Origin of the sequence: Idiomarina piscisalsi, assembly GCF_003987095.1 — a bacterium.
GTDB lineage: Bacteria > Pseudomonadota > Gammaproteobacteria > Enterobacterales > Alteromonadaceae > Idiomarina > Idiomarina piscisalsi.
Window position 1 is genome coordinate 246,964 of sequence record NZ_PIQA01000003.1, and the last position, 13,886, is coordinate 260,849.

8 protein-coding genes are annotated in these 13,886 nt (G+C 48.0%); 1 reads left to right on the forward strand and 7 read right to left on the reverse strand.

Annotated elements, in window-relative coordinates:
- Positions 1–85: 85 nt before the first annotated feature.
- Entirely contained in the window at positions 86–3,133 is a 3,048-nt protein-coding gene (locus tag CWI73_RS06050; protein WP_126752049.1) for an efflux RND transporter permease subunit, read from the reverse strand.
- The gene (locus CWI73_RS06055) at positions 3,133–4,206 is read right to left on the reverse strand and encodes an efflux RND transporter periplasmic adaptor subunit (protein WP_126751971.1); all 1,074 of its coding nucleotides are present in this window, start codon (positions 4,204–4,206) and stop codon (positions 3,133–3,135) included. The genes CWI73_RS06050 and CWI73_RS06055 overlap by 1 nt, the downstream gene beginning before the upstream one ends.
- A 102-nt stretch (positions 4,207–4,308) precedes the next feature.
- Here CWI73_RS06055 and CWI73_RS06060 point away from each other — a divergent pair, with 102 nt between their 5' ends.
- Entirely contained in the window at positions 4,309–5,187 is an 879-nt protein-coding gene (locus CWI73_RS06060) for a LysR family transcriptional regulator (protein ID WP_126751972.1), read from the forward strand.
- 196 nt (positions 5,188–5,383) lie between these two features.
- Here the strand turns inward: CWI73_RS06060 and CWI73_RS06065 are convergent, their stop codons facing one another.
- From CWI73_RS06065 to lpdA, 5 genes are all read right to left on the reverse strand, one after another.
- Entirely contained in the window at positions 5,384–8,482 is a 3,099-nt protein-coding gene (locus CWI73_RS06065) for an efflux RND transporter permease subunit (protein WP_126751973.1), read from the reverse strand.
- A complete protein-coding gene (locus CWI73_RS06070; RefSeq protein ID WP_241968847.1) occupies positions 8,482–9,801 on the reverse strand; it encodes an efflux RND transporter periplasmic adaptor subunit in 1,320 nt (439 codons plus the stop codon). Before CWI73_RS06070 ends, CWI73_RS06065 begins: the two co-directional genes overlap by 1 nt.
- A gap of 59 nt (positions 9,802–9,860) precedes the next feature.
- Positions 9,861–10,175 carry a hypothetical protein gene (locus CWI73_RS06075; protein ID WP_126751974.1) on the reverse strand — a complete coding sequence of 105 codons (315 nt, stop codon included), beginning with the start codon at positions 10,173–10,175 and terminating at the stop codon, positions 9,861–9,863.
- A gap of 76 nt (positions 10,176–10,251) precedes the next feature.
- Positions 10,252–12,321: a M13 family metallopeptidase gene (locus CWI73_RS06080; protein ID WP_126751975.1), complete on the reverse strand. Its 2,070-nt coding sequence runs from the start codon at positions 12,319–12,321 to the stop codon at positions 10,252–10,254.
- A 133-nt stretch (positions 12,322–12,454) separates the two neighbouring features.
- Complete coding sequence (gene lpdA / locus CWI73_RS06085; protein ID WP_126751976.1) at positions 12,455–13,882, reverse strand: dihydrolipoyl dehydrogenase; 1,428 nt, start codon at positions 13,880–13,882, stop codon at positions 12,455–12,457.
- Positions 13,883–13,886: the final 4 nt, after the last annotated feature.

A 13,886-nucleotide genomic window follows, 5' to 3' on the forward strand; every position in this document is an offset into this window, starting at 1 on the left:
GCGCTTAAATTCCCATGCGAGAGGGCTATAAATCAGATAATTCAGGGTATAAATAAGATGAATGCGCTGGCTGATTGCGCCCTGATTAAGGGCGCTCCACTTTTTGCACAATGGCATACATAACCGGTACCACAAACAGCGTCAGTACTGTGGCAAAACCAAGGCCGAACATGATAACCGTTGCCATACTGGCAAAGAAGTCATCAAACAAAAGCGGCAACATACCCAGTATGGTTGTCGCTGCCGCCATAGCGACCGGTCTGACACGGCTAACAGCAGCATCTACCAACGCATCAATGCGAGATTTACCAGACTCAAGCTCGACATTGACCTGCTCCAAAAGCACAACCCCGTTCTTAATCAGCATGCCTGACAAGCTTAAAAAGCCTAACAGTGCCATAAATCCAAAAGGTTTATTCAATAACAATAAACCAACCGTCACACCAATTATCGACAGCGGTACCGTTGTCCAAAGCACAGCGGCATGACGGATGCTGTTAAATAGCAACACAGTAATAATAAACATCACCAAAAAGCCCAGCGGCAATGCCCCAAATAACGCCTTCTGAGCCTTGTTTGATGCTTCATGCTCACCGCCCCAACTCAGCTCATAACCGAGAGGCAATTCAATGTTTTCGATTTTCGGACGCACACGCTCAAATACCTGAGCCGCGGTTTCATTCCCCAAAATATCGTGGTCGGCCATTACCGTAAGAGTGCGTTTGCGATCACGTCTCAGTATGAGCGGATCTTCCCATGTGGTATCAATACTTCTAACCACTTGCGCCAGCGGTATAAACCTATCGAGTACCGGACTATAGATTTGCAGTTCCTGCCAATTGTTAAGATCAACACGCTCTGCCGCCGGCGCTCGCTTCACTATTGGTAAAAGGTCGGTTCCGTCGCGATAAACCCCAATTTGCTGGCCGACAAAGTTACCCAGCAAAACGTTATTCACGTCTTCTTTAGTAATGCCCGCACGTCGTCCGGCCGCTTCGTCATATTCCGGCTGCAATAACTTAGTGCGCTGTCGCCAGTCAGAACGAATATTGACGGCACCTGCATCGTCACGCATTATCGCCTGCGCTTTTTCGCTCAACTGACGTAACACCTGAATATCCGGTCCTGAAAAGCGTGCCTCAATTTTCGCCGGCGTTGCAGGTCCTATTTCGACCCTAATCAGCTTGTCTTCAACGTCAGGGTGAGCGTTTTTTATACGTTCCCGAATATCCGCCATAAGTGGCGACATCGCCTCTTTGTCGTTTACACGCACCAGCAACTGAGCGTAGCTTTCATAGCTTTTTTCGACCAAATAAGTCAGTGTGAAGCGCGGTGCTCCCTGGCCGACGGTTGTTGCGACCGAAACCACCTCCTGTTTGTCCAGCAAGTAGTCTTCGAGGCGTTTTGAATCCTGTTCGGTATGACGAATGTCCGTGCCTTGTGGATACCATAAGTCCACATAAAACAGTGGCGTAGTAGATGGCGGGAAAAAGGCCTGTTTTACCTGACCAAAACCGACAACAGCTAAAACCAACATAATGACCATGGCCAGCATGCTAATCACGCGATGTCTCAGGCAAACACGCAACGCACTGCGGTACTTTACATAAAGTGGGTGCTTAAAGGCATCGTCGTTTTCATCGCCAATGTCTTTTTCCGAATATAGCCTATCAGCTAAAAAAGGAATCAAGGTTAGAGCCGTCACCCAACTAAGCAGCAAGGAAATCAGCAAGACCCAGAACAAGCTACCCGCGAACTCGCCAGTGGCGTCAGACGAAAGACCAATTGGTGCAAAAGCGATAATGCCAATGACAGTAGCCCCTAACAGCGGCCATTGATTTTGTTTGACCACCTGAGTTGCGGCTTGCACTTTGCTCTGCCCACGACGCATGCCGACCATAATGCCGTCAGCAATAACAATGGCATTATCGACCAACATACCCAGAGCGATAATCAGTGCGCCTAGCGACACCCGCTGCAGGTTAATATCGCCAAGACGCATAAAAATAAAGGTACCAAGCACCGTTAATAACAGCACAGAGCCAATCAGCAGGCCACTTCTAAAACCCATAGACAGCAGCAGCGCTACAACGACAATAGCGACCGCTTCGACTAAATTCAGCAAAAAGGTATTAACGGAGTTTTCAACTTCGTGGGGCTGATCGTAAATACGCTCAACGTTCATACCAATTGGCTGAGCATAGGAAAGCTCATTCAAGCGTTGCTCAAGACGCTCACCAACTTCCACGACGTTCACATCATCGGCGAACGACAATGCTAACCAAAGCGCAGGTTCACCATTGTAGCGAACCACATGATCAGGAATATCTTTTGTCTCACGATAAATGTTGGCGACATCGCGCAAGTAAATCCGCTCGCTGGCCCCTGGGTTACTAATGACCAACTTTTCCATGTCTTCGACAGACGAAAACTCACCATTGGTAGCAATGCGCATCGATTCTTCATTAATAGTCACACGCCCTGCATTTGCGACGGCATTTTGTGTTAGCAGTAAATTGGCGACTTGCTGTGGCGGTATACCGAAATTACCCAGTTGTGCTCGAGAGACCTCAACAATAACCTGCTCCTGACGCTCTCCTGACAACAAGACCTTGCCAACACCCTCAACGAGAACCAGCTCTCTTCTCAGAAAGTCAGCGTAGTGCTCGATATCTTTGTACGAATAATCGGATCCGGTAATGGCCAGCATCACACCATAAACATCAGAGAAGTCGTCACGAACAATAGGCTCGCCTGTGCCTGGAGGAAGTTGACGCTTAGTGTCATTCACTTTGCGTCTAAGTTCATCCCAAATCTGCTCCAGGTCATCCGCTCTATAAGTGCTCTTCATCTCCACCGTAATTTGCGACAGCCCGGGCTTCGATATCGAGCGGATATTATCCACGTAGCTCAGTTCCTGAATCGCATTCTCCAGACGATACGTGACTTCCTCTTCCACTTGTTGAGCCGACGCGCCCGAGTACGGTGTTATGACCATCGCTTGTTTTATGGTGAACTCAGGGTCTTCCAGGCGACCCAACTGAGTTAGTGCGACAATTCCTCCGACCAACAACAGCAGAAGAAACATCCAGCTGGTTGTTTTGCGGGTCATGCTATAGCGAGCGATATCCATTACAGCCCCCGTTCGCGTTGCCATTCACGAACTTTCTGGCCATCACGAAGCTGATGGACTCCCGCAATAACAATGGTTTCGCCTTCTTTCAATCCACTGACAATTGTCAGGCCATCATTGGTCGCGGTACCGACAACCACTTTGCGCTTTTCAACGGACATGTCTTCCGCCACTACCCACACATAAGACGGCGGCTGCTCTGTATTGCTGCCATTAGTAAACACCGCTTTTGTTGGCACCAACATACCGGTAATTGTTGAGCGCAGAACTTGAGCCATATCCACAATGACCGTTGCAGTCATGCCCGGAAGAACATTCAGGTTGTCGGGTTTAGGCAGAGTAAAAACCACCTCATACGTATTGGTTGCTGGGTCGGCTTGCGAGTCCCATTCCTTCAAGTGAGCCCTGAATTGGAACTCAGGTGCTGCGTCAAAGCGAATCATTGGTTCATAGTCAGTTTGCTTTTTGACTCTGGCAAACAGTTTCTCCGGTACCTGAATACTGACATCAATCGCGTTATTAATTTGTAAGGTGACTATGGGTTGTTTCGGTTGAATATTTTCATAAGCTTCAACCGCTAAACTCGCTATCACGCCATCGAAGGGGGCCCGTAACTCAGTGTATTTCAGGTTTGCTTTAGCCGTTTCATAGTTCGACTTAGCCACCGCCCGTTGTGACTCAATTTGGTCAAATTGCGCTTCTGACATCACACCTTCATTGACCAAGACCTTGTTCCTTTCATACTGAGATGCCGCCAACTCATATTGAGCTTTAGCCTGATCCACAGCAAGTTGGTAATCGGTCGGGTCAAGACGAGCAATAAGGTCGCCCTGCTTTACTTCAGCTCCCGGACGAACAGGTAATTCCGTAATTTCGCCGGCAACCCGAAATGTCAGTTGCGCAACTCTCGCCGCTTCAACCACTCCCGGAAATTCTCGCAATTTTGCGCCATTATTCTCAGTAACGCTCATCAACTTAACCGGACGAGCCTCATCAGTTTTCTCTGCTTCTGCTGGTGCTTCGCTACAAGCAACCATGAATAACACAAGGGATGTGACAACAAACCAACGCATGCGTATTTTCCTAATGACGAACTATGAATTGATAATTAGTTTACTGCACGTACAGTTACAATTATATTGAATTAAAATTAAAAACTTAATCAGTATAATTTAATGAATTTATCGCACCTAAAAATGCTTATTGCCGTTGCTGAATTTGGCAGCCTGCAAAAATCAGCCGATCACTTAAACCGCACACAATCTGCTGTCAGTATGGCACTGAAAAAGCTGGAAGACAGTGCCGGGTTTGCGCTATTTAACCGAAGCGGATACCGCCTGCAGCTTACCGAACAGGGACAACATTTTTTGCGACAGGCAGAAGAAGTCGTGCGCCAGCAGGAGCGTCTGCAGTCACTGACCGAACAACTGAAATACGGTGCCGAGCCTTTATTGACCCTTTGCTATGACCACACCTGCGACAGTAAGTTATGGCTGCCAAGTATTGAGCATATACAACAGCACTACCCCGCCACCGAAGTTCACATTGACGGCGAGTCGCAAATGCGGGCCCTCAAGCGTATTGATAATGGATCGGCAGACTTAGCGCTGTGTCCCTGGCTGCCCTTATTTCGTCAGTACGGCGACTTTGAAACTCTACCTGTCGCACCATTTGAGCTTACTGTCGCCATTGCATCTTCTTTAGTGGATGACTTCGGACGTATGCCATCCAGCCGACAGGACTTGCTTGAGCTGCTAATGCTAGTCCCTCAAAATTTAGAGATTGGCATTAATTTAGATGCGGTACTGCGTTTACCCAGTCAGCAGCGCATAAGAGTGAATGAAGTGAATACTCAATTTGAACTGTTAAAGGCAGGCTTTGGTTGGGGAATTATTCCCCGGCATATTGCCGAAAGTGCACTGGAGTCCGGTGAACTGGTTGAAATAAGCATTCCCGGCTTCATCCAACAAGTCCGTCTGGAAATTCATTTAGTACGTTCCGCGAACAGAACATTAGGGCCAGCTGCAAACACAATTTGGCAGGAGTTTTCCTAAGTCAGGAGAGCGCTAGTAATATAACCGGCCGCTGAGGGGATGTAAGCGTTACGAGTGATGAAGGGCTTTATGACAGAGTGTCGAAGGCCATGGATGGCCTTCGTCAAGCGTTCATGGATGAACTTGCAGCGCCTCTGGCATAAAGCCCTTTCATTGCTCAAGCGAAACATCCTCTCAGCGGCCGGTATTCCCTAAGCTATTTCCTCCCAAGATAAAACACAGCAGGAATAAGCAACATAGACACCAATGGAGCCAAAATCATGCCGCCAACCATTGGCGCGGCAATGCGCTGCATGACCTCATTACCAATACCGCTACCCAGCATAATCGGCAGGAGCCCAATTACAATGGTTGCTACCGTCATCGCTTTGGGACGCACTCGTAACACAGCCCCTTCAACAATTGCGGACTCCAGCTGTTCACGCTTTTCACCAACGCCTTTCCAGGCATTATTTAAGTAAAGCAGCATCACTACGCCAAATTCAGCGGCAACGCCAGCAAGGGCGATCATACCCACAATAACCGCCAGTGACAGGTTGTAGTCCAGCCAGTACAGCAGCCACAAGCTGCCTGTTAACGCCAGAGGCAAGGTGGCAATAACCAACAAGGCCTGACTCATGGAGCGGAACGTCAAATACAGCAGTATCAGAATCAATGCTAACGTTAGCGGAATAATCTCTTTCAGATCAGCTTCGACTTGCTGCATGGCCTGGTACTGCCCAGTCCAACTCCAGTTATAACCGGTTGGCATTTTCAGTTGGCTAAGCTCATCGCTGACTGCAGCGATATACTCACTGACCGTCACTCCGGCCGCAGGCTCAATGAATACCCAACTGCTTAAACGGGCATTTTCACTTTTTAGCACGGCAGGTCCTGAGCTTAGCTCAACCGTTGCCACATCCGACAACGTTAGCCAGCGTCCATCCGCTCTAATAGGCAGCTCACGCAATTTATCAATATGGTCACGAGCATCACGCGGATAACGCAAGTTAATCGGAAAACGCTCATTGCCCTGCACTGAAGTCGCTATATTTGCCCCGCCAATGGCCTGAGTCAGATGCTTTTGTATGTCAGCTTGTGTTAAACCGAAACGAGCTGCCTCACGCAGTCTTGGAGTCACTTCAATATAGCGTCCATCAGCGGCGCGCTCCGCAATAACCGATGCGGTTTCTTCTCGCTCCGCTAGACGCTTTTCAATATCGGTTGCCAACGTTTGTATTTCGCCGAACTCGGCCCCGCTCACCTTTATGGCCAACGGTGTTTTAACTCCCGTTGCCAACATTTCTATGCGTGTTCTTATGGGCATGACCCAGGCATTTGTCAGCCCCGGAATCTGAACGGTGTCATCCAGTTCCTCAATGATGTCATCCACCGTTTTACCTTCAGGCCATTCCGACTCCGGCGTTAGGGTAATACTGGTTTCAATCATAGTTAACGGTGCCGGATCCGTCGCGGTATCAGCGCGTCCGATTTTGCCAAAAACACGTTCAACTTGCGGATGCTGGGCTATCAACTCGTCGGTTTGTTGAAGCAGCTCTCCTGCTTCGTTAACGCTAATACCCGGCAAGGTTGTCGGCATATACATTAAGTCGCCTTCATACAACGGCGGCATGAGTTCATAATCAAGCTTCTGCCACGGGTACCAAGCCGTTGCTGTAACAGCAACACACAAAATGATAAGCACTTTCGGCCAGCGCAGCGTAAAATTTAAAAACGGTCGATAAAGCCAAATAAGCCCTCGCGTTAACGGGTTGGCGTTTTCCGACGGAATTTTGCCTCTGACTAATAGCGCAATAAGTACGGGAATGAGTGTTACCGCCAGAATAGAGGCGGCCCCCATCGCTAGTGTTTTGGTATAAGCCAGGGGCTCAAACAACCTGCCCTGCTGACCTTGCAACGCAAACACCGGAATAAAACTGACCGTTATAACCAACAATGAGAAGAATAATGATGGCCCGACTTCGCTGCAGGCGTCAGTGATAAGACGCCAACGCTGGGCTCCTTTTGCAGGCTGTTTATGCTGCTCCTGATACGAATACAAATGCTTGTGCGCATTTTCTATCATGACAATAGCTGCATCGACCAACGCACCAATGGCAATCGCAATACCGCCCAAACTCATTATATTGGCGCTGATACCCAGCCCATTCATTATCCAAATAGCGAGAAGAACCGATAGTGGCAAGCTAATCACCGCCACTAACGCTGAGCGTGCATGCCATAAAAACAGCACACAAACGATAGCCACCAATGCCATTTCTTCAATCAGCTTTGAGGTTAGATTGTCGACCGATGCCTGAATCAGCTGCGATCGATCGTAGGTCGTGACAAGCTCAACGCCTTCGGGTAGCCCCTGTTTTAACTCATCGAGTTTCGCTTTGACGTTATCAATGGTCTGCAATGCGTTCGCTCCGTAACGCATCACCACAATTCCGCCAACCACTTCACCCTCGCCATCTAAATCAGCAACGCCCCGGCGCACCTGCGGCCCTAAACGAACGTCCGCTATATCTTCCAGTAGCAACACGCCGTCATTCGCCGAACGCTTCATTAGTGGTAGCTTGCGTAAGTCCTCAATAGACTGAATATAACCAAGCCCGCGTACCATATACTCAGCTTCTGCCATTTCCACGACAGAGCCGCCGACTTCAGCATTGGCTTGCTGAATAGCGCGCTCAATGTCAGTCAGTGTTAATTCATACTGATGCAGTTTGCTGGGTTCAACAACGACCTGGTAAGTCTCCACCATGCCGCCGACCCGTGCGACTTCAGCGACGCCTTCCACACTTTGCAGTTCTTGCTGAAGGAACCAGTTTTGCAGTCGCGTGAGCTCACCGAGGTTATGTTCACCGCTTTTATCAACCAATGCGTACTGGTAAATCCAACCAACACCAGTGGCATCAGGGCCCAGGCTTGGCTGAACGTCCGCAGGCAGCTGACTTTTAGCCTGGTCTAAATACTCAATAACCCGGCTTCTTGCCCAGTAAGGGTCAGTTCCTTCTTCAAAAATGACGTATACATAAGAATCGCCAAAAAAAGAAAAGCCACGTACAGACTTTGTGTTGGGCACTGACAACATCACGCTGGAAAGCGGATAAGTGACCTGCTCTTCGACCACCGCAGGCGCTTGTCCCGGGTAATTTGTTTTGACAATAACCTGCACATCAGACAAGTCTGGTATCGCGTCCAGCTTCGTTTCCTTGAGCGACTGCCAGGCCAAATAACTGAGTGATGCAAATAACAACAGCACCAACAAAGGGTTACGCAATGATGCCTGTATGATTCGGGTAAGCATTAGTGACCTCCATGTTCATCAGACATGGCAGGTGCTTTTTCGCCGCTTGGCTGTAGCCCTCGTAGTGAGGCTTCAGAGTCTAAAAGGAACTGGCCGTTAGTAACCACTTGCTCACCGTCAGCAAGGCCCGACTTAACCACAACATCATCCCCCACCCGAAGGCCAGTCTTCACTTCTTTGACAGCAAACTCCTGGTCAGCAACCTGCACTAACACGCGGCTATTTTGAGCGGTGGTAATTAAGCTTTGGACCGGAATCACCAGGGCATTTTTTACTGGTGACAGCTCTACATGACCGGTTGCCCATAGTCCCTCGCGAAGGCTATCTATAGAGCTATCAATCGGCACACGCGCGGTAAGTGTTTGAGTCTGAGGGTCTATTTGCGGGTAAATGTAGTCAATGTTATTCATCCAGTGACCACTCACCTGATCGGAACTTAAATGAACCATTTGACCGACACTAAGCTGGTCGGCGTAGCGCGCAGGTATATCCAGCATAAACCACAATTGCTTGTCGTCAGTAATAGTCATTAATTCCAATCCGGGATTCACATACATGCCCTGCTGAATATTGAGTTCGGTGATATAACCCGATTGCGGCGCATAATAATCCACCTGGTAGGACGCTTGTTTCGTTTGTTCCAGCTCGCTAATTTGCTGCTCATTCATACCAAGTAGCAGTAAACGCTGTTTACCACGACGCTTAAATTGTCGCTGGCTCTCGGCGTTACCTACCTCGTTAATTGAATTTAGAAGCTGGAGATAATCATCTTGAGCGACAACTAAGTCAGGTGCATACACGCGGTAAAGCTTTTCACCCTTTTCCACCCACTGACCTTCAACATCAGCATAAAGCTCTTCCACCCATCCTTCAGCGCGAGAGTGCACATGATACTTGGCAGACTGTTGCCAACGTACTTGGGCCTGAGCCGTGAGCATTGGTTGCAGATCTTTACGGGTTGCTTTAGCAGTGGTGACACGTATCGCCTGTTGCTGTGCTTTAGGCACATGAAAGCTCTTTTCTGAGGACGTTTCGCTCATGTCGTGTTCACTATGAGCGTCCTCTGTCGATTGAGGATCCTGCTTTTTCTCTCGCTCAACCAGATCCATACCGCATATAGGACAAGTGCCAGGTTCATCTTTAACAATTTGGCTGTGCATTGGGCACACGTATTCCGTTTCAGCATCAAATGAACTCGCGTCATTTTCTTGCTGACTCTGGTGCTGATGTTCGCTGTGATCTTGCAACGTAAGCGCCGGTGAGCTAAACGCAGAGGTACTAAAAACCAGCGCAATAAGCGCTAACAATAAAACTCGCATGGGTTACCACCTAATCATTCTGACAACAAATTCTGCTTCTTATGAAGCGGGCATAAAGCTTATACCGTTGTCAGTTTAGGCGGCCTGATTAAGCGTTCGGTGCGTTGCCACAAGGACAACTCGCTCATTGAGTAGTTTTGAGTAGGATGTGTACTGCCAATAAAATTAAAGACATTCGTTAAACCAATTTGGCCAGCACAATGTTGTTCACAATGCTGGCAAAATGAGCTTTCCTCGTCGCAGTTTTTTTGCTGCTCGGCCATATCCATATCAGCGTCATCACAACAGTCATGTTGCTGCATACTATGTTCCGGCAACATAGTGTGCTCTGAAGAAGCGCTAACGGCATCCGACATTGGCATAGCATGTGCCATTGGTGAGGAATAGTTCCCCACCAAAAGCACAGTTATTAATGTCAAAATTACCGTTAGCGTTTTCATAAAGTGAATATTACCAGATAGTCACTCTATTTTCCGGTGCAACATACAGCTCATCACCTTCTTTTACTTCAAAGGCTTCGTAAAACGCAGGTACGTTAACAACAGTTCCGTTTACACGATATTCAGCCGGCGAGTGAGGGTCACTCATAACTTGCTGACGAATAGCGTCTTCACGATACTTCCCGCGCCATACTTGTGCCCAGCCAATGAACACACGCTGATCGCCAGTGAAGCCGTCCAAGACTGGCGCTTTTTCACCGTCCAGTGACATTTTGTAGGCTTCATAAGCAATTGTCAGACCCGCTAAGTCACCAATGTTTTCACCCAGCGTCAGGTCACCATTCACGTTCAAACCTTCAATAGGTTCGTACTGACTGAATTGCTCAGACAATTTATGACCACGCTCATCAAACGCTTTTCGGTCAGCTTCGGTCCACCAGCTTTGCAGGTTGCCGTCACCGTCGTATTTAGAGCCCTGGTCGTCGAAACCATGACCCATTTCGTGACCAATAACCGCACCGATACCACCGTAATTCACGGCCATTTCAGCGTCCATATCAAAGAACGGAGGCTGTAAAATACCCGCCGGGAATACGATTTCGTTACGTACCGGGCTGTAGTAAGCATTGACTGTCTGTGGTGTCATACCCCAGTCTTCTTCGTCAACCGGGCCACCAATTTTGGCAATTTCTTCCTGGTAGTTGAACTCAGCGTAAGCTTTGTAGTTGCTGACTAGGTCAGTCGCTGAGATGTCCAACTCACTGTAATCACGCCACTCGTTCGGATAACCCACTTTTGGGTCAAACTTAGCGAGTTTTTCTAACGCTTTCTCTTTGGTTTCTTCGGTCATCCACTCAAGGTTCTTGATGGACTCGCCGTACGCATCACGCAGGTTTTCAATAAGACCTTCCATTTTTTCTTTCGCTTCTGGCGGGAAGTATTCCTTAACGTAAACCTGACCTAAAACTTCACCAAGCACGCTATTGGTAGCATCAACCGCACGCTTCCAGCGAGGCTCCTGCTCTGGTGTACCACGTAAAACAGTGCCATAGAAATCGAAACGACGCTGGCCAATTTCTTCGCTAAGAGCCGACGCATATTCGTTCACCAAACGTAGGCTTAAATAGTCCTGCCAGGTTTGTAAATCAACATCAGCAAACATGTTGCCGAAATCTTCAAAGAACGACGGCTGACGGATGACCATTTCTTCAACGTGTGCCAACTCAGACGTTTCTATAAAACGTTTGAAGTCAAAGTTGGCGAACATTCCTGCCACTTCGTCTGCTGTTTTCTTGTTATAGGTTTTATCGGCATTGCGGCTTTCAACACGGCTCCACTGAACTTCAGCAAGCTTAGTTTCCAAATCCAGGATACGTTCCGCGGCTTCATCCGTGTTCTCTAAACCCACCATTCCCAGAATATCTGTAATGTAGCTGACGTATTCAGAACGAATGTCTTCAAACTTCTCTTCATCTTTTAGGTAGTAGTCACGGTCCGGCAAGCCAAGTCCTGCTTGGTACATGTACATAGCGTTAGTTTGTGGATCTTTCGCATCTGGATAAACATAGAAACCAAATGGAATAGACACACCGCTACGGAACATGCGCGCCATATGCTCAGTAACAGCTTCATGGCTATCCAGTGCCTGAATTGCATCCAAGTCGCTTGCAATTGGCTTAGCGCCAAGCTCGTTCAGCGTTTCGGTGTCCATATAAGCATTAAAGAAGTCACCGATTTTACGTTCAGGAGTACCTGGCTCTGGGTTAGCTGCTGCAGCACCTTCAATAATGTCACGCAAACGCTTCTGGTTCATTTCACGCAAATCGTAAAACGCACCGATAGAAGAGCGATCTGAAGGGATTTCAGTTTTCTCAATCCAGCTGCCGTTTACATAGCGGAACAAGTCATTTTGTGGTTTCGCGCTATGATCAAAGTTTTCAAGAATAACGCCCGACGTCAGTTGCTGTTGGGTTTCTTCTGCTTGTTGAGACTGCTGGTTATTTTGCTCTTGCTGCGGTGAGCAGGCACCCAGAGTCAGTGCCATAGATACGCCTAGCGCTACAGCGGTCAATTTTTTCATTGGTCGTCACCTTTTTATAGTGTTCGTTATTTTAGCCCCATTAAACTAGCGCATTGTGAAATTCAGCGCAAAAAAAACGGCCACATTCGCGGTGAATGCAGCCGTTTTACCGATGATTTATCGTAACAAAATGTTACTTCTTCTTTTTCGCCTTAGGGTTCGGCATATCGGTAATTGAACCTTCCTGAATTTCTGCGGCTAAGCCAACAGACTCATGCAAGGTTGGGTGAGCGTGAACTGTCAACGCGATGTCTTCTGCATCACAGCCCATTTCAATGGCTAAGCAAACTTCGCCCAACAACTCACCAGCGTTGCTACCACACATAGCACCACCGATAATACGGTTGTTCTTATCGAAGATAAGCTTAGTCATACCCTGTTGTGCATTTGAAGCGATAGCTCGGCCAGATGCAGACCATGGGAAAGTCACAACATCATATTCAATGCCTTGCTCTTTCGCTTCTTTCTCAGTAACACCAGCCCATGCAACTTCTGGGTCTGTGTACATGATAGAAGGGATAACTTTTGGTTCGAAGAAGTGCTTCTTACCAGAGATAACTTCTGCCGCAACGTGAGACTCATGTACCGCCTTATGCGCCAGCATTGGTTGACCCACAATGTCGCCAATAGCAAAGATGTGATCAACGTTAGTACGCATTTGGCTGTCGACTTTAATAAAGCCACGGTCATCAACGTTAACACCCGCTTTGTCCGCATCCAGCTTGTTACCATTTGGCGCACGGCCAACAGCAACCAAGACGGCGTCATATTTAACCGGCTCTTTCGGCGCTTTGTCACCTTCAAAAGTCACGTAAACGCCGTCTTTCTTCGCTTCAACGTTCGTTGCTTTAGTGCTCAGCATGACATTTTCGAACTTGCCTTTCATTTGCTTGTTGAAGTTCTTAATAATGTCTTTGTCTGCTGGTGGCACAAGCTGATCAGTCATTTCTACGACATCAACTTTAGAACCTAAAGCGCTGTATACCGTACCCATTTCCAGAGCAATGATACCGCCGCCTAATAGCAACAGTTTCTCAGGAACTTCTTTCAGTTCAAGAGCGTCAGTCGAGTCCCAGATGCGCTCGTCATCATGAGGAATAAACGGCAGTTTAATGGCTTGTGAACCCGCTGCGATAATCGCGTTATCAAATTCAATTTCAGTAGCACCGTCATCACCTTCAACTTTCAAGGTGTTGCTACCGGTAAACTTACCTAAGCCATTAACCACTTTTACTTTACGCATCTTAGACATTTGTCCAAGACCGCCCGTTAATTGACCCACCACTTTCTCTTTGTGTTTACGGATTTTATCCAGGTCGATTTTAGGCTTACCGAAGTCTATGCCTTCGTCAGCCAAGTGCTTTGCATCTTCAATGTGCTTAGCTAAGTGCAATAGTGCTTTTGATGGAATACAGCCAACGTTCAGGCAAACACCGCCCAAAGTATTGTAACGTTCAACCAGAACTACATCCATACCCAGGTCAGCAGCACGGAAAGCAGCTGAATAACCGCCTGGCCCTGCACCCAACACTACTACTTGCGTTTTAATTTTGTCGCTCATGTTA